We start from the raw sequence: 26,901 nt of genomic DNA, 5'->3' as shown, positions 1-26,901 counted from the left end.
CGCGAGCTCGGTATCAGCAAGAATACCGTCGCTGACATCGTGCAACGACACAGAGCTAACGCTTAGGGTGTCATTTCGCCCTCAGCCGGAACCGACCCCAGATTGGTCTGTTCAAACAAGGCCTGATACTCAGACTCTGTTCGTGCTCGTCCTCCATCAAAGCTTGTTAACAGAAGAAGGTCAATTTCAAATCGTCCCTGTTCATTATTTTCTTTTTTAATAAGCGGTTCAAAAATTAATAAGCGGGAGTTATCTTTCATTGCATTTCTGCAGCACTGAAGTATCTGTACCGCCTTCTCATCAGGCCAGTCCATGAGAATATACTTAAGCAGATAAATGTCCGCTGCAGGACAGGCTTCAAAAAAGCTCCCATTAACAGTTTCCCATCGACGATTATCATTTAACAGGTGCAGTCGATTTCGCTCAAGCACATCTTTTTGATCAAAAAGGATCCCCGTCAGGGTCGGATTTCGACGTAAAACAGCCAGCAATAAGTTACCCAGCCCGCCGGCGATATCGGCAACCACGGCGTTTTGCGGGAACGAATAGCTATCTGCGATGACTTCATTTTCTACGGATGACATAGAGGCCATACCCGCATGAAAAACGTTGTTGTCAGTCATCGTGTCGTCATGCTGCCAGTATTCGTAAAAAGGCTTGCCAAACAAATCATTAAAAACAGGTTTGCCGTGCAATATCTCATCCATTTTAGCCGCTGGCTGCCAGAATGTTGGGTCTGTCAGCATGAGCACCGCCGCACGCAAGGAAAATTCATGCTCAGAACAGAGGAATTGCGCTGAATGGCTAAGACTGTATTCAGCTTCAGATAATTCGTTGAAAACGCCACGAGAGGACAATAAGCGCATGATTCGATGAAGATAGTTAACGTCTACATTCAACTCCTTCGCCAGTTGCTTGACGGATTTTTTTCCTTCAACCAGACGATCTGCGACGCCTAATACCGCGACGGCTCGAAGTGCTGCCTGCCAGACAAAACCCATGCTTTGCTCTAACAGACACATTCCTTCTTTACGGCTTAGTAAATCCAGACTATTACGTTGCGACATTTTCTGCTCCTTACCAGTAAAAATGTGTTGAACAACTAAAACGCCGCTAACAAGCGTAAGTCTGGTAATGAGCTTTATCCATAACGTCAGAAAGGATTATTTATACAGTTTTGTACCGTTTAGCATACAGTCCGTTTAAATACGTAAAAAACCAAGGCCACTTACCTTTAATATTTAATAGTAATGCATTACAACTATTAACTTAAAAATGATTGCGTTACATCCTAAAAAAATGCCTGTCGTAATACAGGCATTTCATAGTTAGAATCTCGGCGCCAGTCCGTATTTTGGTGTTTTGATATTTGCCGCCCAAATTTTGATATCGTTTTGCAGGAGAATAGTGAAATCAGATCTCAGGTGCATCACCATGCCATTGACGCTTTCCGCGTCCACCACTGAAAAATGTTCAATTCTGTTTTTCCCTATCTGGACACAATTATATTTTGCGGGCAGCACTTTACCGTTCACATTAAGCGGCAGATTATTCTCACCACAGCGGCCTTCAGTAATATAAGATACCAGTAAATTAGCGGATTTTCTCCCAGGCTGGGAGACGCTCACCATGACAGGGAAACCTTCCGATGTCTGTGTCATATCATAAAGGACCGCATTTTTTATATACCAGGTATTATATTCCCGCTCCTGAAAAGCAGACCAGGAAGGCGCAGAAAAGAGCACCAGCACTGCAAGGATAAGAGATTCTATTTTCATGGGATGTTGTCGTCCGTGTTGTTGCACGTATTATTCAGATTGTGCAAAAAACAGCAACCACTTAAGAATAGTCCTACTACTATTGGCAGTGATGAAGGAATGAATTAAAGATATGCCTTACCGTCAACGGTCCCTGCCAACGCTCATAAAAGAGAATAAGAAGAAAAATGATAAACGGCCGCCATCATGGCGATGCTGACGACGACGCTGATGAAAAAGTAGCTTTTGAAGGGCTGCTTTTGGGTTTTATGGCGAAAGAGCTGTTGGCCGACAATGGCGCCAGGCCAGCCACCCGTCACGCCAAATACCAGCAATGTCGCTTCCGGAACCCTGCGCATCCCCTTCCGCGCCGCCATTTTATCGGCGCCATACATGACCAACGTCATCACGTTGATCGCCAGAAACCACATGAACAGAGGATGGGTGGTAAGAAGGCTGCCGATCGCAGCGAAAATCAGGAGTAAATAACAAAAGCGATTAAGGGTCATAGCACCAGTCACGGGGTGTTTACAGTTTGGATAACGCATTATACGCTAGCTGACGAAAATCTCAGAGTGAGACGGCTATTCTAAAAGCAAACTGCGCCCCGGGCCTTTACTGGCTAACATTTAAACAGCGGTAATAAGTAAGCATTATTTCATTTTGCTTTAGCGGCCAGCATTTTTTTCTTAAAAAATTAACCTGAAACATCTTACGTCGAAAACACAGCGTAAGCGCATTGTTTTAACAAAACAACAAGTATTGCATCCATTAATCTAAAGAGGGGTGCGACAATATTGATTAGAATCAAATTAAACGTTAGGCAGCTAATATTCAAGTTCGCCCATCCGCTTCATATTTTCAAAAACAATGTTGAAAACAATTAATTTGACCATTCGGTCAATGCATAACAAAATATTGCCGTGGTTAAAGCAATAATGCTCTACATTTTTTGGGGGATGATGTCCCCCCTTTTTATTTTCTCAGAAACAACTAAACAAACATTATTCCACCCTGATCTTAACTTTTGGCTTCGACAAGAGAACTTTGACCAGTTCCTTGAAAGGAAGAGGTTTGTAAAAGAAATACCCCTGTAAAAACCGGATATGATTGCGTGTGAGGTAATCGAGCTGCTCTTCTGTTTCAACGCCTTCCGCCACGATGCTAATTGAGAGTTTTTTGGCCAACTCCAGTACCGAATCAAGGATTAGCGTTGAGTCCTCATTCGCGTTAACCCTGGCAACAAAGCTCTGGTCGATTTTAATGTAATCAATATGCAGATCCTGCAGATAGGACAAGCCGGAATAACCCGTACCAAAGTCATCCAGCGCAATGGCAAATCCATTGTTATGTAACTCATTCAATGTATTAACGAGATGTGCATCAATGTCGAGTGGTTCACGCTCCGTCACTTCAACGACAAGGTTAAGATCCTGTTGAGTAAAGCTGCGCTTGTAGTGGAGACACTCTTCAACAAAGGTGGACGCAACGATATGAGAAGCGCTGAAGTTAATCCCTACGTGAAACCCTTCAGGCAGCAATGTCGCAATAGCATTCATGTGTATTGCAACCTGCCTCATTAAGCTCTGAGTCAAAGGAATAATTAAACCGGATTTCTCAGCAAGAGGAATGAAGGATGCGGGAGAAATAAACCCTGATTGAGGATGCTTCCATCTGGCCAGCACTTCCACACCCCGTAAGGTTCCCTCTTTGCCGCTCACAACGGGTTGGTAATACGGAATAATTTCATTTCTGTAAATGGCGATGCGCAGTGACTCTTCGGGTGAGACATCCTTAGAAATATAGCGTTGAAGAATATAAGCAGAGAGAGACGATATTATCAGCAGGAATAGCACCACGCCTCCGGCTCGATTGAATAATCTCTTAAGGCTAAAAAGAGGTGGAGAGTTAAATTGAACCGAGAATGGATAACCAGAGGCTTTTACCGTTAATACCTGTTTCTTCGTAGGGTCTGCCGTCGTAACATCGCCTGTCAGGCCTAAAAGGTTATTGCCTACTCTCAGGGAATATTCAACGCCATTTAATGGCATATCCAGCGCATCACGGATATGGCTATCGCTGATGCTAACGATGATTCGGCTTCCGGCGTGAATTGTCTGGTATAAGAGAACCGGAAGACCGTTGACGGTACTGGCCGAAGGGACGAGGAGCAGTGATGACTCAGGCAGGATTGAGCTGTTGACCAACAATACGCGGTTTCCCGGTAACGAGGAGCACCAGACCGCATCATTTTTCAGAATAACGATCGTTCTCAGGTGAGGCTGTAATGCCGCCTCGGTGCCCAGCCGATATTGCCCTTCAGCATCACACTCATTCTCGGCAAGTTGCATTGCCATCTCAGTCGCATGACGAGCTTCTTTAAGAATCACATTCATGTTCCGCACGACGTAGTGCGCCTCTGCCAGGCTATCAGCCCGTGCAGAATACCAGACCTGTAAATTAATGATAAAAACGCCGAGCAAAAACATTGTCGTGGCTGCAGCTACGGGGATAGATGCATGGCGCATTTAGGGTTCTCGATTTAAGTGAAGTAGCCGCTTCAACGATGCTGAAGTGATTGAATTGTCATTGTCTTAAGCATGGTCGATAACGTAATAATTACCATGTCAGGCGTCAGAAATGTTCTCGCTAACCAGATTGAGGGGAAACAAAAGGCCGCCGAACGGCAGCCCTGGTGGATAAGTGTCTATTAATATCGCTTTATTGTATTGATCGGGGTTCTTTCTGACCAGTCTGGCCGCTCGCCGGCCATGATTGCACGCTGTTGCGTTGGCGTCACAGACTGGGTTATTTCAGGCATTGACTTGTATTCGGGTTGTTTAGGTGGAATGAGAACCAGATCGGAGCTACAGCCTGACAGCAGGAAAATAGCCAGTAGAGATGAGCTAAGCTTGAACACGTTAAACCCTTCCAATGGGATAAAATTTTAAGAAAAAGCGTGGTGCTGAACATACATAGCCTAATCCAAATATATTCACAAGATCAATGCGCACAACCCTTTTTCCGGCCCCGGACTCGCAGAGGCGAACATCAAGCCGACGACTTTTTATCGAAAATTGACAGCAGATTCAACGTGACCGGAAATGCGCCGCGAAAGCCATCTGGATGGCTAAAATAACGTTTGCTTATCAACTCAGTCCGTGCCTTAATGATTAAGTTGGTTCGATGTAATACCGAATACAATATTTTACCACGCAGTCCTCATAACCAGGCGCTATCGCTGATATCCCCTCCTTTTGAGTCCATACGTTTTAGTCATTTCTTATCATTTAAAGTGTCTTTAAAGGAGTATTTATGCCTTCACGAATTCAAGGTCTGGTTAAGTGGTTTAATGAAGATAAAGGCTTTGGCTTTATCTCCCCCCTTGATGGCAGTAAAGATGTTCTTGTTCGTTTCTCTGCCCTGCAGGGAGAAAGGTTTAATACACTATTTGAAGGTCAGAAAGTCGAATTTGCGATTCTAAGCGGCGATAAAGGCCCTTCTGCTGCAAATGTAATTCTTTTAGATAGATAAGTTTATCAATGGCCCGTGATTACCAACAAGGTTTCCTGAGTAAACGGGCCCTGGATTATATGACTGTTATTGATAGCAACAGTCAGCATATTTTCTTAACGAGTACGCTAACCAATGTGATGAAGTGCAGAACTGCTGCATGAATGGTCTAAAACTCAAAGTTAACTCATTTTGTCAACAACTTTGGTTTAGAATCGTTGGGTAGATTTAAACAAAACGTGGCAGTACGGGCAGACAAGTTGAGCGCCCTTTTGCACGCGATTAAAACTATGCTCTGAATCTTTAGAGCAATTTGGGCATGAACATTTGACTAAATGATTTCGATGGGATTGTGTTTTTTTACGTCCAGACATAGGCATCTCCTGATTTTACGGAGTGCCACCATACACTTTAAAGCTAAGCAATGCTTGCTTTAGTTTTGGAAAGATCTCAAAAACACAGGGTGGTTTATGAAGAATGTAATCGTTTTTTTCAATGGGAAACCAGGTAAAGTTGTCACAGTGCAACAAGCAACTACGTCCGTAAGACAAGAATATCCGGACGGTGAAGAAATACACCTTCAGATTATGTCTGCCGGTTTCCCGTCTCTAACCGGCGATCGCAGCTTTGTCTACGTTGCCTCTGATAGAGAACTCACCTCTCAGAAGATACTTGATGCCGCAAAAATCCATTTGTAATCAGCATTTCCGGCTAGTTCTCTGTACTTCACAAAAGGAAAGATAAAACCTCAGTAAAATCACCAGTATTTTCAGTGAGCGTTTTTAGGCTTTATCTATTGAATTAAAAAAAAATGCCTTACTATTAAAGCCTGCTAAATGCAGGCGTTTTTTTATAAAACCTGCAAATATAACCCTCTCATCTTTATTTAAACAACACAGACTAAAACTCGACACTTCTTTTCATTAAAATTTTGCTTTTTGCAGGAACTAATGCAAAAGAAATGAGTCAAATGAAGACCCTTACCAAAAAAGATTATTTTATGACATCTTATATTGTAGTAACCACTGTTGCCGTTGTGATGGGGTTGATAACGTTGAGTCTGATTAAAGTTTGGATTAGCACATCGAACAATCCTGACAATCAGTGACCTTATCGCAAGCCGCTTAAAGCGAGGCCACTTCCGTTTCTGGTAAATCAATGATAACCAGTGTACCAAAACTGCCTGTTTCTACAGTATGGGGAGTGCCAGCTTTAGCGATATAGAGCTGTCCAGCCGTTACAGAGATTTTTTTACCCTTCACGCCCAGCTCCAGACATCCATCAATGACCAGTAACCCCTCGTCATACTCATGTACCTCTTCAATCACTGAGCGTTCATCCATTCGTAAAACTTTAAGATTTGCAGTTCCAATGCGGCCCAATACACGAGAGTGCCAGGCCTCCGGTAAGGCAAGTGCTTCTGTTTTGAGGTCATATAGCGACATAAAGTCATTCCTTTTTATGTTCATTTAACGCTCTTATGCCATATAAGTTCCCCTCGGTCATATAACAAATATGGAAAACTAACACGAGTAAAATGCTATATGAGGTCCTTAAATCACACCGCACGCTAACGGCGTTGCTGCGCCAGTTATAACCCCGCAGTAAAACGTGCTGGCATTCGCCGCCGGAATCCGTACCATACGCGGCATACAATGTTTGCCCCTGCTGGCTCCGAAGGTAGTACTAAATGCAAGAGAATCAAGAGATTAACAAAAAAGAGCAATACAACCTGAATAAACTGCAAAAGCGACTGCGCCGTAACGTGGGCGAAGCCATTGCAGACTTCAACATGATTGAAGAAGGTGACCGCATCATGGTCTGCCTGTCAGGGGGTAAAGACAGCTATACCATGCTGGAGATCCTGCGTAATCTTCAGCAAAGCGCACCGGTGAAATTTTCCCTGGTAGCGGTCAACCTTGACCAGAAACAGCCGGGCTTCCCGGAGCACATTCTGCCGGAATACCTCGAGAAGCTGGGCGTTGAGTATAAAATCGTCGAAGAAAATACCTACGGTATTGTGAAAGAGAAAATCCCGGAAGGGAAAACCACCTGCTCACTCTGCTCTCGCCTGCGCCGCGGCATTTTGTATCGTACCGCGACGGAGCTGGGCGCGACCAAAATTGCGCTGGGCCATCACCGCGACGATATCCTGCAAACGCTGTTCCTCAATATGTTCTACGGCGGCAAGATGAAAGGCATGCCGCCTAAGCTGATGAGCGATGACGGCAAGCACATTGTGATCCGCCCTCTCGCCTACTGCCGCGAAAAAGACATTGAGCGTTTTTCTCAGGCTAAAGGTTTCCCGATCATTCCATGTAACCTGTGCGGCTCTCAGCCGAACCTGCAGCGTCAGGTAATTGGCGACATGCTGCGCGACTGGGATAAGCGTTATCCGGGGCGTATCGAAACCATGTTCAGCGCGATGCAGAACGTCGTCCCTTCCCATCTCGCGGATGTGGAGCTGTTCGACTTTAAAGGCATCAATCACGAGTCAGAAATTGTGAACGGCGGGGACCTGGCGTTTGATCGGGAAGATATTCCCATGCAGCCAGCGGGCTGGCAGCCGGAAGAAGATGACAATCAGTTTGAAGAGCTGCGTCTCAACGTGCTTGAAGTGAAGTAAGCGATTAGCGTCTCAGAAACACCGTCTGAGACGCTTCATTCTTTATTTCAGCAGACGTACGCGACAGGTTTTACCCTTAATTTTCCCGTTTTGCAGCTGCTTCCATGCCTTATGGGCAACAGCCTGGCGAACCGCTACGTAGACATGCGCCGGATGGACCGCAATCTTGCCGATATCCGCCCCGTCCAGACCCACATCCCCGGTCAGCGCCCCTAATACGTCACCTGGACGCATCTTGGCTTTTTTACCGCCATCAATGCACAGCGTCGCCATTTCAGCCTCCAGAGGCACTACGCTGACGCTGGCCGGTGCATTCATCCAGTTCAGCTTAATCTGCAGCATCTCAGAGAGAATGTTGGCGCGCTGCGCCTCTTCCGGCGCGCAGAAGCTGATCGCCAGACCGCTGTTTCCCGCGCGCGCGGTACGACCAATACGGTGCACGTGCACTTCAGGGTCCCACGCCAGCTCGAAGTTCACCACCAGCTCAAGGGATTTAATGTCCAGACCGCGCGCAGCGACGTCGGTTGCGACAAGAACGCGGGCGCTGCCGTTAGCGAAGCGGACCAGCGTCTGATCGCGATCGCGCTGCTCCAGATCGCCATGCAGAGACAATGCGCTCTGGCCGGCAGCATTCAGGGCGTCACAGACCGACTGACAGTCTTTTTTGGTATTACAGAACACCACGCAGGACGCAGGCTGATGCTGGCTCAGCAATTTCTGCAGGAGCGAAATTTTCCCCTGCTGCGAGGTTTCAAAGAATTGCTGCTCGATAGCGGGCAGCGCATCTACGCTGTCGATTTCAATGGTGAGCGGATTTTTCTGCACGCGCCCGCTGATGGCGGCGATGGCCTCCGGCCAGGTCGCGGAGAACAGCAGCGTTTGACGATCGGCCGGGGCGAAACGGATCACCTCGTCAATCGCATCGCTGAAGCCCATATCCAGCATCCTGTCTGCCTCGTCCATCACCAGCGTTTGTAACGCATCCAGCGAGACGGTGCCTTTTTGCAGGTGATCCAGCAGGCGGCCGGGCGTTGCGACAATAATGTGCGGTGCATGCTGAAGTGAATCACGCTGCGCGCCGAACGGCTGTCCGCCACAGAGGGTTAAAATCTTGGTGTTTGGCAGGAAACGCGCCAGGCGACGCAGTTCACCCGCGACCTGGTCCGCCAGTTCGCGGGTCGGGCACAGCACCAGAGACTGGGTCTGAAAAAGCGCCGCATCGATATGCTGCAACAGGCCAAGGCCGAATGCCGCCGTTTTCCCGCTGCCCGTTTTCGCCTGCACGCGCACGTCACGGCCCTCAAGGATGGCGGGCAACGCGGCCGCCTGAACAGGCGTCATCGTGAGGTAACCCAACTCGTTGAGGTTATCGAGCTGGGCGGCGGGCAGAACATTCAGGGTAGAAAAAGCGGTCACAGTAGTCTCTCGTGGTCATCTTTGCGGTCAGATGGCGCGTATCCTCGCAGATCTCGCGGTTCGATGCGACAATTTAATCGGTTCTTGATCTGGCGGCGGGTCGGGCATCGGCTGCGGACGCGGGATGGGATCGGGCATTGGCACCGGATCGGTGGGGACGGGATCGGATTGACGCGATTGTTGCAGTAGCAGAGCGTTCAGGATGCTCATCATTCCCTCCAGAATTTGCTGTCGTCCCTTTTAGGGTAGACGCTGAAAATCAGGAGGCAAAAAAAAGCCGACTATGAAGTCGGCGTCGTACGAATCAATTGTGCTATGCAGTAATTCAAAAAAGGAAGTAAGACAATATGGAGCGCAACGCCCATCGCTTGACGTTGCATTCACCTGCGGGAGTCATATTGCACCTTACGGGGTAGCTGTTTATTGACTTCGCTCAATTAAAAGAGCGTTTTGATCCCGTTAAAAGCTGAAAAAAGCGTAAATTTACAGCCATTTACTACGATGCAACCACCATGCAACACCACCAATCAAAACAACTAACATCACGCAAAACGCGGTAAAGCCGTAGCGATAAGCGCCACCCGGAATTCCCCCCAGGTTCACGCCAAACAGCCCGGTAAGAAACGTGCTGGGTAAAAACACCATCGCCATCAGAGACATCGTATAGGTTCTTCTCGCCAGCGACTCCTGCATCACCTGCGCGATTTCGTCCGCCATCACCGCCGTTCTGGCAATACAGGAATCAATCTCGTCCAGCCCGCGCCCCAGCCTGTCGGCAATATCCTGCATTCTGCGCCGCTGATCGTCATTCATCCAGGCGAGCCTTTCGCTGGCAAGACGCGCATACACGTCGCGCTGCGGCGTCATGTAGCGGCGCATCACAATCAACTGCTTACGCAATAAGGCCAGAAAACCGCGGGGCGGGATCTGCTGATCGAGCAGGTTATCTTCCAGGTCGATGATTTTGTCGTGCAGCTCTTCAATAAATTCACTCGCATGATCGGTTAGGGCGTCACAGACGTCCACCAGCCAGCTGCCGCAGTCGACCGGCCCGGTACCTTCTTTCAGATCGTTGACGATGTCATCCAGCGCCAGAACTTTTCGCTGCCGGGTCGACACAATGAGCCCGTCGTCCATGTAGACACGCATCGCAACCAGCTGATCCGGGCGTTCATCCGTGCTGCCGTTAATGCAGCGCAGGGTGATTAGCGTCCCGTCACCCATTCGGCTCACGCGGGGCCGCAGGCTTTCACCCGCCAGGGCATCGCGCACGTTATTGGGCAACAGCGGCGTCGAGGCCAGCCAGTCAGCGCTGTCCGGGTGGGTGTAGTTCAGATGTAGCCAGCAGGGATGCGCACTATCGATCGCATCATTATCTTCCAGCGGTCGCGCACCGCCGCGGCCATCCAGCACCCACGCAAAAACTGCGTCTGGAACGTTTAGTTCAGATCCTTTAATGCTTTCCACAGCGCCTCCACCTTTTTACCTCTTTCGGTGTCAGTCTAGCTTTCATCAGGTGTTAAGCAACAACTATGTATCCCATCGCGCTGAAATCGCTCAGGAATTGTACATTCTGGCCGGTGGCATTAATAAAGCCTGGCATGCCAGGCTTTACGGTACTGTCAGAGAGAGTGTTCTGGCCGCTGAAGGAAGGATGGCGAGCCGCCTGATAATAAGTAAGGAGAGCCCTGGTCAAGTCTGAAATTACGCGTTCGGGTCTGCAGCTCAATCACCTGATTACGAAGTACGTCCGAGGAACCATTGAGCTCCTCTGCCATTGCCACGTTACTTTGCGTGACCCGCTCCAGCTCCGATAGCGCCAGGGTAATCTGAGAAATACCTTTCTCCTGCTCTGACGTTGACGCGGAAATTTCGTCCATTAAGCGGCTGACATTCCCCGAGCCCGTCACGATTTCATGCATATTTTTCTCTGCCTGTGACACAACGCTGGCTCCCTGCGTGACGTTACTGCTGGTGACTTCAATCAGCGTTTTGATATTCTTCGCGGCCTCCGCGCTGCGGTGTGCCAGGTTTCTTACCTCTTCCGCGACGACAGAGAAACCCTTTCCATGATCGCCCGCCCTTGCCGCCTCAACGGCCGCGTTGAGCGCCAGGATATTCGTCTGGAACGCAATGCCGTCAATCAACGAAATAATCTCCGTCATCTGCTGCGCGCATTCGGTAATGGACTGCATATTGCTGGCGACCTGCCCCATGAGCTCACCGCCCTTGCGCGCCTGTAACGTCGCCACATTTGCCTGCTCGCTCGCCAGGCGGGTGTTATCGGCATTGTTTTTGGTGCTCGCGGCCATTTGCTCCATGCTGGCTGCGGTTTGCACCAAAGACGCAGACTGCTGCTCGGTTTTAACCGATAGCTGAGCGCTACGTGCCGAGAGTTGGTCCGATAAGGTCATAGCAGTTTGCGATGATGCCCTGATCTCCCGCACCAGCGTCGCAATATTGCCGGAAAGGCTGTTTATACCGGGGATGAGTCGTCCCGCGCAGTTATTGCCAAATTCAGGGATAGATACGCCAAGGTTACCTGCGGTCACCTCCTCAATACTCCTCTTCACCGTATTGATCGGCGTCACAAGATACTTCGTCATATAGACCCAGAGCAAAAATAGCGCAACGAAATTGATGACATTAAGCGAAATAAAGAGAGACGTATTGCTGGAAAATAGAACAACGACACCCGCACTTACCAAAAAAAGAGAGAAAAGGAACCCGATAATAAAGGTCCTGACACTAATATTTTTTAGCATGATAATACCCACGTTTTATATTTTGGTCGGCACTTAGACTTATAGCATTGGCCCGGAAGTTTTTCATCGCAAACAACGCTTGTTTTTTGTTTCGCCGTTAGCATCCTGAGATTTGTCTTAAGTCAGATAAAAAAAGCGTATTAGTGAAAATGTTTTGCTCAGCATGCTGTGATACTGGTTTCCCGCCATCTTAAGCGATAGTATCGCCCGCGGTAAGACGATACGATCGCCTTCCTATTTAAGGAGCTTTGCTACTGTTATTCGTTCTTGTTTAGCAATGCTTAATATATTAACAAGAGAATATATTTTATATTCTTAATAAGTTTTAGAGTATTAATATGACTGGTCATTTTTCACGATAAATAACTAATATGGTTTAAATGCGCATGTTCGTTGCCCGATAAAGATGTACCCGGCAGGCGAAATCGGTAACCCTCTCAGGCGTGGGACTGCATAATGCTCAATATATCGTGGGACCCTGTGTTAATCGCTATCTCTTATCTGGTGGCGTTTATCGCCTCCTTTGTGGCGCTGGACAGCGCCGGAAAGATCCCCCTCTCCAGCCGAACGGCTGCCCTCTTCTGGCGTATTGCCGGCGGGGTCACGCTGGGCATTGGCATTTGGTCGATGCACTTTATCGGCATGCTGTCGATGCAAATGCCCATGATGATGAGCTACGACCTCTGGTTAACCCTTGCGTCACTGGGCGTCGCGGTGGTTGCATCGGCCACGGCACTTAATATTGCCGTCGCGGGCAAAAAACTTTCTCCCTTTCGACTGATCTTTGCCACGGCGATCCTGAGCGCTGGCGTGGTGTCGATGCACTACATCGGTATGGCGGCCCTGATGCTGGATGGCAGCATCATCTGGGATAGCCGCCTCGTGGGGTTGTCCGTGGTTATTGCCGTTGTTGCCTCCGGCACGGCGCTGTGGCTGGCTTTTCGTCTGCGGGATAAACGCAAAGGCGTTTTTATCGATCGCATTATCGCGGCTTTCGTCATGGCTGCCGCGATTTGTGCGATGCACTATACCGGCATGAGTGCCGCGCAGTTTCAGGAAATGGCGCATACCCTCCCGGGCGGGATCGGCGAGCTGGGGTTATCCATCTGGGTTTCAGTCACCACGCTCTGCCTGCTCGGGGTGATGTTAATCATCTCACTTATCGATTCCCACCGGCGCACCAGCCGGCTGACGGATAATCTGCATCAGCTCAACCGCCAGCTTGAGCTACAGGCGCGGTTTGACGCGCTCACCGGGCTCGCAAACCGCCACCAGATGGATCTCCGCATGCAGGACTGTCTGCGCAGTGCGCTGCTGAGCAAAAAGCCCTTTGCGGTTATTTTCCTGAACGTCGATCACTTCAAACGCGTTAACGATACGTGGGGTCACAGCGTCGGTGATGAGTTATTGATCGCGGTCGCGCAGCGCATCACGGCCCGGCTCACGCGTGAGATGACCCTGGCAAGGCTGGGAGGCGACGCCTTTATCCTGCTGGTGCCGGAATGTGACGACGACAGGCTCAACGCCCTGGTCACCGCGCTGCTTGAAGACGTGCGACGCCCTCTGTCTGTCTGTGGGCACACGCTAAGCACAACGATCAGTGCGGGCGTCAGCCTTTACCCTCAGGATGGCGAAACGCTGCACGAGCTGAAGCTCAAGGCGAATGCAGCCCTAAATCGCGTCAAAGAAGAGGGCCGCAACGGCTGGGCGATTTACCGGGCCGAGATGTCAACGGCGATCCCGGCGAAACCCGGTTTCCTGCAGGAGCTTTCGCAGGCGCTTGAACGCGATCAGTTTGAGCTGTGGTACCAGCCAACCTGGCATGCGGGAGATAAAACCATTCACGGTTTTGAAGCCCTTCTGCGCTGGCGGCATCCTGAGCAAGGGGTTGTACTGCCTAATCTGTTTATCCCCTCCCTGGAGCAAACGGGTTTAATTATTCCGGTAGGTAACTGGGCCATTGAAGCGGCATGCCGACAGCTTCATTTCTGGACTGAGCAAGGTTTCAGCCAGTGGACGCTGTCGCTCAACCTATCCCCCATCCAGTTTGAACAGCCGGATATTTTCCAGATCGTTTCGTCGATGCTGGAAAAATATAGCCTGTCTCCGTCCCGGCTGATCCTGGAGGTAACGGAAAGCACCGCGCTTAAAAATCTCGACCGCAGCATTGAGTTGCTCAATGCGTTTAATCACGCGGGGATCGTTGTCTCGATTGATGATTTTGGTACAGGCTATTCCAACCTTCTGATGCTGAGCGTGCTTCCGGCAAAAGAGCTCAAGATCGACAGAAGCTTTGTCACGTCGATGCTGGAAAATGAAAAAAGCTACAAGCTGGTTGAAACCATTATCAGTATCGCCCGGACCATGGAGATGAATGTGGTGGCAGAAGGGATCGAGACGGAAGAACAGCAGGCGGTTCTCACCCGTCTCGGCTGCGATTACCTGCAGGGTTACCTTTTCTCCCGCCCCTTACCTGCCGAGCAGGTACCGTGGCTACTGCTGCAGATAAACTCAGACAAACAGATTATACCCATTAATAAAATTCAAACGGACCCCGCATTTATTTCTCAAAAAAATCATGCCTGACGGGGTTAAGTGGAGTATGTTTCAAGGGAGTACACGCGAGTCAATTCTGTCATGATTGTCAGGCACATGTTGTCGATGAACAGGAAACGCCTATGTCGCAACCTTGTTTTGATGCGTTGAATGTAATTAAAACACCCGTGTGGCTCGTTTCACCCGTGTCGGAAAAGATCATTTTTGCGAATGTGTCCGCAACGCAGATCATGGGGGATAAAACGCTCGATGACCTGCGCAAAGGGATCTACTCTGCCAGTGCGCAAACCGTCCTGTCGATGTATGTATCTGAACTGAAAACAGAGCAGGAGATCGTCGAAATCTGGACAACGAGCCGGGATGGACAGGATACGCCGTTAAGCTGTCGCCTCTCGCTTGCCCACTACGCGCCCTGGGGCGATGTGATTGTTTTCGAGGGCATCTCCCAGCAAATACTCTCAGGATTGAAGGCCAGCCGTTCCGCTACCTACCGGCGGAAAAAGCAGGGTTTTTATGCGCGCTTTTTTCTGACCAACAGCGCCCCGATGCTGTTAATCGATCCGGCCCGCGACGGTCAAATCGTCGATGCGAATCTGGCCGCGCTCAATTTTTATGGTTATTCACATGATGACATGTGCAGTAAGCATACCTGGGAAATCAATACGCTGGGGCGAGATGTGATGCCCATTATGACTGCGATTGCCGCGCTGCCCGGTGGTCATAAGCCGCTCAATTTTGTTCACCGCCTTGCCGATGGATCCACCCGCCACGTTCAGACATATGCCGGGCCCATTGAGATCTACGGTGACAAGCTGATGCTGTGCATCATCCACGATATCACCGAGCAAAAAAGGCTGGAGCAGGAGCTGGAACATGCGGCGTTACGTGACTCCATGACGGGGTTACTCAACCGGCGCCAGTTCTACGCGATTACCGATCAAAGCAACCTGAATACACTTCCCGCGCAGCAGCAATTTAGCCTGCTGCTGGTGGATACCGACCATTTCAAAAACATTAATGACCTGTTCGGCCATCTGAAAGGCGATGAGGTGCTTATCGCCCTTTCCCGGACGCTGGAAGCCTGTAGTCGGGAGGGCGATATGGTCTTCCGCTGGGGAGGCGAAGAGTTCGTTATCCTGCTGCCCCGCACCTCTCTCGATACCGCGATGCAGATTGCCGAGTCAGTCCGCGCAGCCGTTGCCCGCATTACGATTCCGGGCCTGCCGCGGTTTACCGTCAGCATTGGCGTGGCGCGGCATAATCAGGGAGAGAGTATTGACGAGCTGTTTAAGCGTGTGGACGATGCGCTGTATCGCGCTAAAAATGACGGACGCAATAAAGTGCTTGCGGCATGAAACTGGAGTATCCGGAAAAGCCCCGCTACAATGCCCACCTCGAATCAATTAGCGTCAGGTGGGTAAAAGCCGCAATGGGAAAAACAGAAATAATACTCACCTTAATTATTTTACTCCTTATTATATTTGGCTTCTGGTTTATTTTTAGCGGTGAGATCTGGCATCTCGTCGAATTTCTTGAAAATAGCCTTTACCCGACCTTTGACGCACCGTAACGCACGTTTAATCGCTTGTTTCACCTACCGAATATGTCAGCTATCTGCTTCCCTTACAGCCGCGTAAAATACGCGGCGTTATCCTCCAACAACGTTGATAACGAATCACTTATTCATTTGCTTATGTTGCCCGTGCTCTGACGGGCTTTTTTATTTCCGGCAATTCAGCCACGCCAGGCTATATCTTAATCATCTTTATTGATAGAGGTGAGGAAAGATGAGCAAGAAGATCCTGATGCTGGTTGGCGATTACGCCGAAGATTACGAAACCATGGTGCCTTTTCAGGCGTTGCAGATGATTGGCCATCAGGTGGATGCGGTCTGCCCTGACAAACCGAAAGGCGATTACATCATGACGGCAATCCATGACTTTGACGGCGCCCAGACCTACAGCGAAAAGCCCGGTCACCGCTTTACCCTCAACGCCGATTTTTCAGCCGTAAAGGAGCAGGACTACGACGCGCTGCTCATCCCCGGCGGGAGAGCCCCCGAGTATCTGCGGTTAAATGAGGACGTCCTAAAGCTGGTACAGGCATTTGACGCCGCGCGTAAGCCGATTGCCGCAGTGTGCCACGGCCCACAGCTGCTTGCTGCCGCGGGGATCCTGAAAGGACGAACCTGTAGCGCCTACCCGGCCTGCGCGCCTGAGGTCCGTCTCAGCGGCGGACACTACGCCGCTATCGGCATCGATCAGGCCCATGTAGACGGTAACCTGGTGACGGCTCCCGCCTGGCCCGCGCATCCGCAGTGGCTGGCGAAGTTAAATGCGCTATTAGAATAACAGAGACCCGGCATTGGGCCACGCATAGCGGATGAAACCGTACCGCGTATTGCAGACCTGGCGCATTCCCGCGCCAGGTCTCATAAAACATCAGTGCTTCTCAATAAACATCGTCCGGCTATACGCCACGTCTTCCGGGTTATTAATAGGGTAGCCTTTCACCCAGGGCTTAATCAGACGACCATTGGTGTACTGGTAAATGGGCGCGATAGGCGCTTTCTCCATGAGGATTTTCTCCGCCATGTTGTAGTCCGTATTACGCGCTTTCGCCGTGGTTTCCAGCGCTGCCTGGTGGATAATTTTATCGTAGGCCGGGTCATTGAAACGCGAGATATTACCGCTGTGGGTTGAGGTCAGCAGGGACAGGAAGGTCGACGGCTCGTTGTAATCGCCTACCCATGACGCGCGGATCACGTCAAAATTGCCGGTATTACGGCTGTCGATATAGGTTTTCCACTCCTGGTTTTGCAGTTTGACGTCCACACCGAGATTTTTCTTCCACATGGACGCCACCGCAATGGCGATTTTCTGGTGGTTTTCCGAGGTGTTATACAACAGTGTCAACTTCAGCGGACGCTGAGGACCGTAGCCTGCGGCCTGGAGCAACGTTTTCGCCTGAGCGTTCAGCTCCTGCTGGGACATCTGCTCGAACGGTGAAGGCTCTGGGGTGAAACCCGCCGTCACGTCAGGGGTGAAATGCCAGGCCGGCTTCTCGCCTGTACCTAATACCTTTTCTGCCATAATGCGGCGATCGATAGTCATGCTCAGCGCAAGACGAACCCGGGCATCGGCCGTCGGGCCCTTTTGCGTGTTAAATGCGTAGTAATAGGTTCCGAGCTGAGGCGGCGTATACACCTGTCCCGGAATGTCCTTCAGGAGCTTCTGATACATGTTTTTCGGGAACGATTCGGTGATATCAATATCCCCCGCCAGATAGCGCTTAGTGGCGGACGATTCCTGATTAATCGGAATGAAGGTCACTTTTTGCAGGACAGTTTTCGCGTTGTCCCAGTAGTGCGTATTCGGCACGACAACCAGTTTTTCATTCACCACGCGGTCGTTCAGGACGTACGCGCCGTTACCCACCAGGGCGCCCGGACGCGTCCACTCTTTCCCGCTTTCAACGTTCGCTTTTTGCACCGGATAGAAGGCGAAGTTCGCCGTCAGGTTGCTAAACCACGGGAGCGGTTTGTCCAGCTGGACGCGTAAGGTTCTGGCATCCACCGCCGTCACGCCCAGGGTATCTGGCGCCGCTTTGCCATCGATAATGGCCTGCGCGTTGTTGATGCCTGCCAGCGCCGCAAACCAGGCAAACGGAGACGTGGTTTTCGGGTCAACCAGACGCTGCCAGCTGTAGACAAAATCCTGCGCGGTGACGGGCGTACCGTCTGACCATTTCGCGTTATCGCGCAGGGTAAACGTCCAGATACGGTTATCGTTGCTCTGCCAGCGCGTCGCCACGCCCGGGGTCAGCTCCCCTTTCTCGTTCTGATTCACCAGCCCTTCGAAAAGATCGCGAATCACCTGAATCTCGGGTAATCCTACCGCTTTTGCCGGATCGAGCGAAGCAGGCTCGTCTTTAATATGCCTGACCAGCTCCTGTTTTTGCGCCAGTACCGTGCCCTGGGGCACATCAGCAGCGTACGAGAGTGTAGAGAGTCCGCACAGGTACAGTGCAGCGCAGAGACGCGAAACAGGATGCTTCATAAGATCCCCTTTGATGAATTCAGGTAACAAGCAGATGCGTAATTATTTGTTTCGAAACAGAGAAATGCAAATATCTTCGTCAGGAATAGTGATTTGAGGCAATTCTCAACCGTTACGGAAACTATTTGATTAACAGCGAGTTTTGCACAACACTGCCAGTAGAGACTTCTTTATCAGGATTTCGTATGGCAATCACCCGACCACGAGCGGAGCGCGGAGCCTTTCCGCCGGGCGCTGAGCAATATGGCCGCTCATTTTTAGGCGCATCGCTGATCTGGTTCCCGGCGCCCGATGCCGATCGCAGCAGCGGTTTGATCATTGCCGGCACGCACGGAGATGAGAACTCGTCCATCGTCACGCTTTCCTGCGCGCTGCGGACGCTGACGCCTTCATTGCGACGTCACCACGTAATTCTTGCCGTCAATCCGGACGGCTGTCAGCTTGGTTTACGGGCGAATGCGAGGGGAGTCGACCTGAACCGTAATTTCCCGGCGGCAAACTGGCGCGCCGGCGAAACGGTTTATCGCTGGAACAGCTCCGCCGAGGAGCGGGACGTGGTGCTGCTGACGGGAGACAAGCCCGGCTCCGAGCCGGAAACGCAGGCGCTGTGCCAGCTTATCCATAAGATCCACCCCGCATGGGTTGTCTCCTTCCACGATCCGCTGGCCTGCATTGAAGATCCGCGTCACTCCGACCTGGGCGCGTGGCTGGCGCAGGCTTTCGCCCTGCCGCTCGTCACCAGCGTGGGCTATGAAACACCCGGATCGTTCGGTAGCTGGTGCGCCGATTTGAGCCTGCCCTGCATCACCGCTGAATTCCCGCCGATTTCCTCAGACGAAGCCAGCGAAAAATACTTAAACGCGATGATGGAGCTTCTGCGCTGGCAGCCTCAGAGATGAAGCACGCCGCTGGTAAAATTAAGCGCCGGTGAAACGTCAACCGCCAGCCACGTCGGGCCATCCAGATCGGCGAAACGGACCTGATTGACCAGCGGCAGCGCCGCGCCGATCGCCCGGGATGTGCAGAGCATGCATCCCAGCATCAGGGAAAAGCCCTGCGCCTGCGCTTCCGCCGCCAGGGCCAGCGCCTCTGTCAGCCCGCCGGTCTTGTCGAGCTTGATATTGACCATCTCATAGCAGCCCTTTAGCGCGCTCAAATTCTCGCGGGTATGACAGCTTTCATCCGCGCAGACGGGCAGCGGATGGATAAAATTCTTCAGCGCCGCATCATCCTTCGCTGGCAGAGGCTGCTCCAGCATCGCCACGCCCAGGTCAGCCAGCAGCTGGCATCGGGCGGCAAGCCCCTCGGGATGCCACGACTCGTTGGCGTCAACAATCAGCGTGGCCGAGGGAACCGCCGAGCGAATGGCGACCATCCGCTCGCTGATCAGGCGATCGTCGAGCTTCACTTTTAACAGCGTGGCCCCGGCGTCATAGAGCGCTTTTGCGCTGGCAGCCATCTGCTCCGGCTCACCAATCACGACCGTTTGCGCCGTCACGACGGACTCCGGCAGCGCCGCTCCCAGCAAGGACGTCAGCGATTGCTGGTGCCTGGCGGCCTCAAGGCTCCAGAGCGCGCAGTCGATAGCATTACGTGCTGCCCCGGCGGGTAAACGCTGCTGTAACGCCTCGCGCGTGAGCCCTTTTTGCAGCTCTGGCACCAGGGTCATGATATGCGCCATCACCGACGCAGGGCTTTCTCCATAGCGCGGGTATGGCGTACATTCCCCAACGCCTTTAAACCCCTCTTCTTCGATTTCGACTACGACCACGCTGGCTTCACTTCGGCTGCCGCGGGAGATCACAAACGGGGTATGCAATGGCCAGGCTTCTTCATAGACCTTAACGCTTCTCATCACTGACTCCTTGCAGCCCGGAAAGGCGAAAAATTTGGTTTGCCGTGTTATCCGCTGATGGCATACACTAGCCCCGACGTTAACTATATGTAAACAGGAAGATATCTATGTCACAACTCGTTCATTTCCAGGGCAACCCGGTTGCTGTTGCAGGTTCCATTCCGCAGGCTGGCAGCAAAGCGCAGGCTTTTACTCTGGTGGCTAAAGATCTGTCTGACGTCACACTGGCTCAGTTTGCGGGTAAACGCAAAGTACTGAACATTTTCCCAAGCATTGATACCGGCGTTTGTGCCGCGTCCGTGCGTAAATTCAACCAGCTGGCGACTGAAATGGACAACACCGTTGTGCTGTGCATTTCCGCTGACCTGCCGTTTGCCCAGTCCCGTTTCTGCGGTGCCGAAGGCCTGAGCAACGTTATTACCCTCTCCACCCTGCGCAGCGCAGATTTCCTCGAGAAATACGGCGTCAGCATCGCGGAAGGCCCACTGAAAGGTCTGGCAGCACGTGCCGTACTGGTTCTGGATGAAAACGACACCGTTGTCTTCAGCGAACTGGTTAACGAAATCACCACCGAGCCGGATTACACTGCCGCGCTGGACGTGCTGAAAGCATAATAAGTACTTAGCATTCTATACAACTTATTCTCAACCTCGCCGCGGCGGGGTTTTTTATTGCGCCAAAGCTGAATCGTTAAAGCACAAATGCACACAAATCACATTAATCATGCAATAACTTAGACAATATGTAACATGAGCGTGATCAATAACGCATAATAATCGTTAAATTCCCCTATTTTCATCCCCAGTGAAGCACATCACATTTCCCTTTTTGTCTAAACATTAGATTTGCTTACGAAAGAAAATAATCGTTTCAGCAAAAAGGATAATATATGAAGATTAAATTCGCTTTTACGCTCCTTGCGGTACTGATTTCTGGCCATGCAGCGGCTAAAACCTGGGTGCTGACAAGCGCTGAAAGCAGCGTAGAGAAAGGAAACTGGAAGATTTCCAGTGATGAGCTGAAAGTTAAAGATCGGACGTTCAGCATTGAGCAAAAAGTCTTACACGGTGGTAAACAGGAAGGCAGCAAAGTCATCATAATTAGCAGCAAAGATGGCCTGACGATTACCCTGAGCCCGACCCGCGGGATGAACCTTCTCCATGTTGAAGGCTTTGGTACCCGACTGGGGTGGAATTCGCCCGTTAAAGAGGTTGTTAATCCGGCCTACATCAACCTTGAAAGCCGCAACGGTCTCGGCTGGCTGGATGGTTTCAACGAGATGATGGTGCGCTGTGGCTATGAGTGGACAGGACATCCGGTCACCGCTGACGGGCAAATTTACACCCTGCACGGCAGGGCCGGTAATACCCCTGTTTCGCAGGTCGAGGTTGAAATCGCGGATGCCGCCCCGCATGAGATCCGCGTTCGCGGTTTGATCAAAGAGAGCACGTTTAAAAAAGCGGATCTGCAAACCATGACCGAACTGCGCTACGTTCCCGGAACCAACCAGTTCAGCCTGCATGATGTGCTGACCAACCATGCGGATTACCCTCATGATTACCAAATCATCTATCACAGCAACTTCGGCACGCCGATCCTTGAAGAAGGCGCGCGTTTCCTTGCGCCGGCGGCGAGCGTGAGCCCATTCAATGACTACGCCAAAGCGGGGGTTAACGACTGGCAAACCTATGCCGGGCCGACAAAAGGCTTTGATGAGATGGTCTTTAACATTAAACCGCTCGCGGACAATAACCACGAAACGCTTGCGGCGGTGGTCAATAAAGCCGGAGATAAAGGCGCGTCAATCCAGTTTGATACCCGCCAGCTGCCCGTGCTGACCTTGTGGAAGAACACCGACACGCTGAAGCAGGGCTACGTCACGGGCATTGAGCCGGGCACCAGCTACGCCTACCCCGTTACGATTGAACGCGAGCAGAAGCGGGTTAAGCAGCTGCAGCCCGGTGCCAGCGCGCAGTTTGACCTGACCTATACCCTGCTACACAGCCCGCAGCAGGTGAAAGAGGTCGAAAACAGGATTGCGTCGATTCAGGGAGAGACAAAAACAGAAATCGTTAACACGCCCATGGCGAAGGAATAACCATAAAGCAAAAAGCCTCTTTACAGAGGCTTTTTTGTTATTCGTCGCCTTTCTTATGATTCAAACCGTACTCGCGCAGCTTGTTGGCGATCGCGGTGTGCGAGACGCCAAGGCGTTTTGCCAGCTTGCGGGTGCTGGGATAGCTGCGGTACAGCTGCGTCAGCACTGAGCGCTCAAAACGGCTGGTGATATCGTCCAGCGAACCTTCCATCGCCTCTTCGCCGACCGATACCGTCCCCGCGTCGTAATCAGGCAACAGAATATCCTGCGGACGCAGTTCATAACCTTCCAGCTGGGTCAGCGCGCGATAAACGGCGTTTTTAAGCTGGCGAATGTTGCCCGGCCAGCCGTAGCGCATAAGCACCGTGCCGAGATCGGCAGACAGCTTCGGACGCGGCACCCCCTGCTCGTCGGCAAAGCGGGCGACGAACAGCTCCGTTAGCGGCATGATGTCCTGCGGACAATCGCGCAGCGGTGGAATATTCAGCGTCAGGACGTTGAGGCGGTAATAGAGATCCTCGCGGAAGATCCCTTTTTGCACCAGCTCAACCAGGTTTTTCTGGGTGGCGCAAATGACGCGCACGTCCACATGCACTTCGTGATCCTCACCGACGCGGCGGAAGGTTCCGTCATTCAGGAAACGCAGCAGCTTAGCCTGCATACGCGGCGACATTTCGCCGATTTCGTCCAGCAGCACGGAGCCGCCGTTAGCCTGCTCGAAGAACCCTTTCTTGCCTTCCGGCGCGTGGCCAAACAGCTCGCTTTCAACGGCATCTTCCGGAATAGAGGCGCAGTTAAGTGCCAGATAAGGCTTAGCCGCACGCGGGCTCGCCAGATGCACCGCGTGAGCCAGCAGGTCTTTCCCGGTGCCGGTATCCCCGGTAATCAGCAGCGGTGCGGTCAGGCTTGCGAGCTTGCGCGCCTGATCAACCACATGGCGCATTTTCGGGCTGACGGCAATAATCTGGCTGAACGCGCCGACATCCTGACTGGAGAGGTTTTGCAGCTGGCGACCCATGCGTAACGTCGAGCGCAGCATGATCACCGCCCCGGTCAACACGCGGGTATTCCCTTCCCCTTTCAGATAGACCGGCGTGATCTCCATCAGGAAATTCTGCCCGTTAATCACCACATGCTCGCTAAGCGTGTTCTGCGGATTGCTGTCCAGCCAGCGCTGGAAGTTAAAACCGGGGATCAGCTGCGCGGCGTTATGATTGCTGAGCTTCTCCTGGCTCTGCGCGAAAAGCTGGCAGCTCGCGTGGTTAACGCGCTCAACTTTGCTTTTCAAATCCAGGGAGAGGAACGGCTCCGGCATGGCCTCCAGCAGCGCGCTCAGGGCCAGGTGCTCACGCTCAGAGGGCATCCAGGGAATGGTGCGTACATCCGTAACGCCAGCGATACGGCGGATTTCCGCCATCAGGCTGCTGAAGGTGTTAAATTCAATTTCGGCAAAATTGAGGTAAATTCGCCCGACAGGATCGATCTCAATGCCACGTAAATCAATGCTACGTAAAACAAGAAGATCGAGTAATTCGCGGGTCAGACCGAGACGGTCTTCACAGAAGACTTCAAGACGCATGGGAAATTCACCGTTTTAAGCCAATAACAGTAAAATGATATGTCAGAACACGGTGATCGGGAAGATGGCTGTCAACAAATATTGACAGCCAGCACGATAAGTGAACAAAACCTCACGGAGCCGGTTTTTTATTGAGCGTCTCTTTGAGCTGGCCGATTAGCTCGCGCCTGAAATCCCCCAGACGGGGCTTATCGCCGTCAATCCACGGCAGCGGACGGCAGACCTCCATCGCTTTAATCCCCAAACGCGCGGTTAATAATCCCGCACCGATACCCTGAGCGGCACGAGCAGAAAGACGCGCCGCCAGATCCTGCGACATCCAGTCCATGCCCACTTCGCGCACCAGCTCACTCGCACCGGCAAACGCGATATTGAGCAGGACCAGTTTGAACAATCTGAGCCGACTGTAATAACCCAGCTCTATGCCGTAAAGGTTCGCGATACGGTTGATCAGGCGCAGGTTACGCCAGGCGATAAAGGCCATATCGACCAGCGCCAGCGGGCTGACGGCAATCATCAGGGTGGATTCCGCCGCAGAGCGGCTAATCTCGCGCCGCGCCTGGGCATCCAGCACCGGCTGAACCATATGGGAATAAAGCGTCACTACTTCCCGGTCATTCTGGGTTTCATGGATGGCGGCATACCAGCGCTGAAGCGCCGGATGCGACTGATCGATTCCGGCCTGGCTGGCCAGCTTTTCACAGAACGCGCGGCCTTTGCCGGTACCGTGACTATGGAGCAGATCCCGCGCTTCATCACGCTCGTGCGCGCGCTGGCGCAAACGCCAGAGCCGCCGCCACTCGGTGGCAACCGACCCGATACCCGCCCCCACAATCAGCGCGCCTGCGGCACATCCGCCCAGCGCGACCCAGTCCTGAGTTTGCCAGGCATTCATCGTCCACTGCACGCCTTGACCAACCACGCTTACGCCAAACAGCGCCAGCCCGGCGGTGACCATCCTGCGCCACAGGCTGCGCTTTGGACGCAGGGCGGCTTCCACAACCGCCTCTGCCGGACCTTCCTCAACGCCGGGCTCCTCGGTCAGGGCCGGGGCAAAGTTATCAGCCTGCGTGCCGCTGAAGGTCTGTGCGGTTTTAAACGCCTCCTGAGGATCCTGCTCAAGCGTTCCGGTAAAGTCTATGCGCGGTTTTAACGGTTCCGTCATCGCAATTTATCTCCAATCAAAAACTCCAGCGCCGCATCCAGACGGATGTGTGGTAATGGCCGATCGACGCTCATTGCCTGAGGGCGGAAGGCTTCAAACTGGAAGCCCTGGTTCTGCCAGAAGGCCTGACCCGGCAGCCGCGCAGGCACTTCCCCCGGATAGACGGTAAGCGGTTCACCGTCGCTGAGCCGGTTCCCGCGTAATGCCGGTATTTTCTCGCCGTTAAGATCGATCAGCCCGCTTTGCGTTGCCTGCACGGACGCAAGCCCAAGGCAATCCATGCCGATCCCTTCGAAGGCGGCGTTTTGCCAGGCGTCCTGCACCAGCTGCTGCAGCAGCGATACCATATTGGCATGCTGATCGACCGTGACGTGATCGGCCTTTGTGGCCGCAAAAAGCAGTTTGTCGATCACCGGAGAGAACAGACGGCGAAACAGCGTCCTCTGCCCGTAGTGGAAACTTTGCATCAGCTGCGTCAGGGCAAGGCGCATATCGTTGAAGGCCTGCGGCCCGCTGTTGAGCGGCTGCAGACAATCCACCAGCACAATCTGACGGTCAAATCGCAAAAAGTGGTTTTTATAGAATCCCTTAACCACTTTTTCACAGTAGTAATTGTAACGCTCGCGCAGCATCCCGGCGTTAGTGTGCCTGTCGGCCTGCGCCAGCTTCGACTCGCCCACCCCGTCCACGTCTGGCCAGGGGAAGAACTGAAGCGCAGGCGCGCCCGCTAAATCACCCGGCAGGACAAAGCGACCCGGCTGAATGAAGTGCAACCCTTCCTGCTTGCACTGATGCAAATACGCCGTCCAGGCTTCGGCAATGGCCGCCAGACGGTTTTCATCGGCCGGTGCAAGCGGATCCAGGCCTTCGCACAGCTGTCGCCATTTGGCCGACCACCCGGCGCGCTGCCCCTGCAACAACCCCGTCATCTGGCGGGACCAGCTGAGGTAGTCCTGCGCCAGCATCGGCAGGTCGAGCAACCATTCACCGGGGTAATCGACGATTTCAAGGTACAGCGTAGAAGTATCCTTGAAGTGGCGCATCAGGGATTCATTCGAGCGAAAGCGCAGCGCGAGGCGAATCTCACTCACCCCTCGCGTCGGCGTCGGCCACGTGGGCGGATCGCCGTAGAGCTGCGCCAGCCCTTCGTCATAGGTAAAGCGTGGAATACCAAAATCACGCTGAGGGACGCGCTTCACGCCCAGCAGGCGTTCTTCCCGCACCGCGCTGAGCAGCGGCAGACGCGCGCCGGCGTGCAGGTTCAGGAGCTGGTTTACCATAGCGGTGATAAACGCCGTCTTACCGCTGCGGCTAAGCCCCGTCACGGCCAGACGCAGATGGCGGTCAACGCCACGGTTCACCAGTGAATTGATTTCGTTTTTAAGTCGCTTCATCGCCGTCCTTCGTTGCCTGGAAGCCTTGAATGCATGGCTTCAGAATACAATAAATGGGGGCAGATCGTTGATTATCAATTCTTATTTATTGCTATTGCCGTTTTCTCTCCAGTAAGATG

At 52.2% G+C, this 26,901-nt stretch carries 26 protein-coding genes and 1 pseudogene; 12 read left to right on the top strand and 15 right to left on the bottom strand.

What is annotated here, in order from left to right:
* Positions 1–62 precede the first annotated feature (62 nt).
* The 4 genes from ACMWLG_RS16950 to ACMWLG_RS16935 all read right to left on the bottom strand — a co-directional run bounded on the left by ACMWLG_RS16950 (position 63) and on the right by ACMWLG_RS16935 (position 4,285).
* Entirely contained in the window at positions 63–1,067 is a 1,005-nt protein-coding gene (locus ACMWLG_RS16950; RefSeq protein ID WP_414763009.1) for a methyltransferase, read from the bottom strand.
* A gap of 261 nt (positions 1,068–1,328) precedes the next feature.
* A complete protein-coding gene (locus ACMWLG_RS16945; protein WP_023312009.1) occupies positions 1,329–1,778 on the bottom strand; it encodes a hypothetical protein in 450 nt (149 codons plus the stop codon).
* A gap of 143 nt (positions 1,779–1,921) precedes the next feature.
* The gene (locus ACMWLG_RS16940; RefSeq protein ID WP_045355858.1) at positions 1,922–2,266 is read right to left on the bottom strand and encodes a DUF1294 domain-containing protein; all 345 of its coding nucleotides are present in this window, start codon (positions 2,264–2,266) and stop codon (positions 1,922–1,924) included.
* 495 nt (positions 2,267–2,761) lie between these two features.
* Positions 2,762–4,285: a cyclic diguanylate phosphodiesterase gene (locus ACMWLG_RS16935; RefSeq protein ID WP_045400091.1), complete on the bottom strand. Its 1,524-nt coding sequence runs from the start codon at positions 4,283–4,285 to the stop codon at positions 2,762–2,764.
* 787 nt (positions 4,286–5,072) lie between these two features.
* On the opposite strand from ACMWLG_RS16935, the gene ACMWLG_RS16930 reads away from it, so the two are divergent.
* Positions 5,073–5,291 carry a cold shock domain-containing protein gene (locus tag ACMWLG_RS16930; protein WP_023312012.1) on the top strand — a complete coding sequence of 73 codons (219 nt, stop codon included), beginning with the start codon at positions 5,073–5,075 and terminating at the stop codon, positions 5,289–5,291.
* A gap of 188 nt (positions 5,292–5,479) precedes the next feature.
* On the opposite strand, the gene ACMWLG_RS16925 is transcribed toward ACMWLG_RS16930, so the two are convergent.
* Positions 5,480–5,644, bottom strand: coding sequence for a YnfU family zinc-binding protein (locus ACMWLG_RS16925; protein ID WP_213751263.1), 165 nt, complete (start codon positions 5,642–5,644; stop codon positions 5,480–5,482).
* Positions 5,645–5,740: 96 nt separating this feature from the next.
* On the opposite strand from ACMWLG_RS16925, the gene ACMWLG_RS16920 reads away from it, so the two are divergent.
* Both ACMWLG_RS16920 and ACMWLG_RS16915 read left to right on the top strand, forming a co-directional pair.
* Positions 5,741–5,968, top strand: coding sequence for a hypothetical protein (locus ACMWLG_RS16920; protein WP_045355860.1), 228 nt, complete (start codon positions 5,741–5,743; stop codon positions 5,966–5,968).
* A gap of 263 nt (positions 5,969–6,231) precedes the next feature.
* Positions 6,232–6,378, top strand: a complete 147-nt coding sequence (locus ACMWLG_RS16915) for a YnaM/YnfT family protein (protein ID WP_350309027.1) — start codon at positions 6,232–6,234, stop codon at positions 6,376–6,378.
* Between the two features lie 16 nt (positions 6,379–6,394).
* On the opposite strand, the gene ACMWLG_RS16910 is transcribed toward ACMWLG_RS16915, so the two are convergent.
* Positions 6,395–6,715 carry a cupin domain-containing protein gene (locus ACMWLG_RS16910; RefSeq protein ID WP_045400094.1) on the bottom strand — a complete coding sequence of 107 codons (321 nt, stop codon included), beginning with the start codon at positions 6,713–6,715 and terminating at the stop codon, positions 6,395–6,397.
* A 141-nt stretch (positions 6,716–6,856) separates the two neighbouring features.
* Between ACMWLG_RS16910 and ACMWLG_RS16905 the strand changes: the two are divergent.
* Together ACMWLG_RS16905 and ttcA are read left to right on the top strand one after the other, a co-directional pair.
* Positions 6,857–6,925 (top strand): annotated as a pseudogene (locus ACMWLG_RS16905) (hypothetical protein); the annotation flags it as partial.
* 35 nt (positions 6,926–6,960) lie between these two features.
* The gene (gene ttcA / locus ACMWLG_RS16900; RefSeq protein ID WP_045400097.1) at positions 6,961–7,896 is read left to right on the top strand and encodes a tRNA 2-thiocytidine(32) synthetase TtcA; all 936 of its coding nucleotides are present in this window, start codon (positions 6,961–6,963) and stop codon (positions 7,894–7,896) included.
* A gap of 42 nt (positions 7,897–7,938) precedes the next feature.
* Here ttcA and dbpA read toward each other — a convergent pair whose 3' ends face one another.
* The 4 genes from dbpA to ACMWLG_RS16880 all read right to left on the bottom strand — a co-directional run bounded on the left by dbpA (position 7,939) and on the right by ACMWLG_RS16880 (position 12,077).
* The gene (gene dbpA, locus ACMWLG_RS16895) at positions 7,939–9,312 is read right to left on the bottom strand and encodes an ATP-dependent RNA helicase DbpA (protein ID WP_045400101.1); all 1,374 of its coding nucleotides are present in this window, start codon (positions 9,310–9,312) and stop codon (positions 7,939–7,941) included.
* Positions 9,313–9,339: 27 nt separating this feature from the next.
* Positions 9,340–9,513: a hypothetical protein gene (locus ACMWLG_RS16890; RefSeq protein ID WP_305089335.1), complete on the bottom strand. Its 174-nt coding sequence runs from the start codon at positions 9,511–9,513 to the stop codon at positions 9,340–9,342.
* A 282-nt stretch (positions 9,514–9,795) separates the two neighbouring features.
* Entirely contained in the window at positions 9,796–10,779 is a 984-nt protein-coding gene (gene zntB, locus ACMWLG_RS16885) for a zinc transporter ZntB (protein WP_023312017.1), read from the bottom strand.
* Positions 10,780–10,934: 155 nt separating this feature from the next.
* Positions 10,935–12,077, bottom strand: a complete 1,143-nt coding sequence (locus ACMWLG_RS16880; protein ID WP_045400104.1) for a methyl-accepting chemotaxis protein — start codon at positions 12,075–12,077, stop codon at positions 10,935–10,937.
* Between the two features lie 456 nt (positions 12,078–12,533).
* Between ACMWLG_RS16880 and ACMWLG_RS16875 the strand changes: the two genes are divergently transcribed.
* The 4 genes from ACMWLG_RS16875 to ACMWLG_RS16860 all read left to right on the top strand — a co-directional run bounded on the left by ACMWLG_RS16875 (position 12,534) and on the right by ACMWLG_RS16860 (position 16,984).
* A complete protein-coding gene (locus ACMWLG_RS16875) occupies positions 12,534–14,663 on the top strand; it encodes a putative bifunctional diguanylate cyclase/phosphodiesterase (RefSeq protein WP_045620480.1) in 2,130 nt (709 codons plus the stop codon).
* A gap of 92 nt (positions 14,664–14,755) precedes the next feature.
* Positions 14,756–15,988 (top strand): sensor domain-containing diguanylate cyclase, encoded by a 1,233-nt coding sequence (locus ACMWLG_RS16870; protein WP_023312020.1) that lies wholly within the window; start codon positions 14,756–14,758, stop codon positions 15,986–15,988.
* Positions 15,989–16,062: 74 nt separating this feature from the next.
* The gene (locus ACMWLG_RS16865) at positions 16,063–16,203 is read left to right on the top strand and encodes an Ecr family regulatory small membrane protein (RefSeq protein WP_032668497.1); all 141 of its coding nucleotides are present in this window, start codon (positions 16,063–16,065) and stop codon (positions 16,201–16,203) included.
* 217 nt (positions 16,204–16,420) lie between these two features.
* The gene (locus ACMWLG_RS16860) at positions 16,421–16,984 is read left to right on the top strand and encodes a DJ-1/PfpI family protein (protein ID WP_045400111.1); all 564 of its coding nucleotides are present in this window, start codon (positions 16,421–16,423) and stop codon (positions 16,982–16,984) included.
* A 90-nt stretch (positions 16,985–17,074) separates the two neighbouring features.
* Here ACMWLG_RS16860 and ACMWLG_RS16855 read toward each other — a convergent pair whose 3' ends face one another.
* Complete coding sequence (locus ACMWLG_RS16855) at positions 17,075–18,691, bottom strand: peptide ABC transporter substrate-binding protein (RefSeq protein ID WP_045400114.1); 1,617 nt, start codon at positions 18,689–18,691, stop codon at positions 17,075–17,077.
* A 185-nt stretch (positions 18,692–18,876) separates the two neighbouring features.
* Here ACMWLG_RS16855 and mpaA point away from each other — a divergent pair, with 185 nt between their 5' ends.
* Positions 18,877–19,590: a murein tripeptide amidase MpaA gene (gene mpaA / locus ACMWLG_RS16850; RefSeq protein WP_045355868.1), complete on the top strand. Its 714-nt coding sequence runs from the start codon at positions 18,877–18,879 to the stop codon at positions 19,588–19,590.
* Here mpaA and ycjG read toward each other — a convergent pair.
* Positions 19,581–20,546 (bottom strand): L-Ala-D/L-Glu epimerase, encoded by a 966-nt coding sequence (ycjG, locus tag ACMWLG_RS16845; protein WP_045400117.1) that lies wholly within the window; start codon positions 20,544–20,546, stop codon positions 19,581–19,583. The genes mpaA and ycjG overlap by 10 nt on opposite strands.
* 107 nt (positions 20,547–20,653) lie before the next feature.
* Between ycjG and tpx the strand changes: the two genes are divergently transcribed.
* Positions 20,654–21,160: a thiol peroxidase gene (gene tpx / locus ACMWLG_RS16840; RefSeq protein ID WP_023335907.1), complete on the top strand. Its 507-nt coding sequence runs from the start codon at positions 20,654–20,656 to the stop codon at positions 21,158–21,160.
* Positions 21,161–21,435: 275 nt separating this feature from the next.
* The gene (locus ACMWLG_RS16835) at positions 21,436–22,644 is read left to right on the top strand and encodes an aldose 1-epimerase family protein (RefSeq protein WP_045400120.1); all 1,209 of its coding nucleotides are present in this window, start codon (positions 21,436–21,438) and stop codon (positions 22,642–22,644) included.
* Between the two features lie 37 nt (positions 22,645–22,681).
* Here ACMWLG_RS16835 and tyrR read toward each other — a convergent pair whose 3' ends face one another.
* The 3 genes from tyrR to ACMWLG_RS16820 form a co-directional block, all read right to left on the bottom strand.
* Positions 22,682–24,223 (bottom strand): transcriptional regulator TyrR, encoded by a 1,542-nt coding sequence (gene tyrR / locus ACMWLG_RS16830; RefSeq protein WP_023312028.1) that lies wholly within the window; start codon positions 24,221–24,223, stop codon positions 22,682–22,684.
* Positions 24,224–24,335: 112 nt separating this feature from the next.
* The gene (locus tag ACMWLG_RS16825) at positions 24,336–25,388 is read right to left on the bottom strand and encodes a YcjF family protein (RefSeq protein ID WP_045400123.1); all 1,053 of its coding nucleotides are present in this window, start codon (positions 25,386–25,388) and stop codon (positions 24,336–24,338) included.
* Positions 25,385–26,782: a YcjX family protein gene (locus ACMWLG_RS16820; RefSeq protein ID WP_023312030.1), complete on the bottom strand. Its 1,398-nt coding sequence runs from the start codon at positions 26,780–26,782 to the stop codon at positions 25,385–25,387. The genes ACMWLG_RS16825 and ACMWLG_RS16820 overlap by 4 nt, the downstream gene beginning before the upstream one ends.
* Positions 26,783–26,901: the final 119 nt, after the last annotated feature.

This window comes from Enterobacter sp. 01-M-02-SI-ECC, from assembly GCF_047530595.1.
GTDB lineage: Bacteria > Pseudomonadota > Gammaproteobacteria > Enterobacterales > Enterobacteriaceae > Enterobacter > Enterobacter cloacae_M.
Note: the sequence above shows the minus strand (reverse complement) of the source record. Positions and strands in the feature narration are given on the sequence as shown.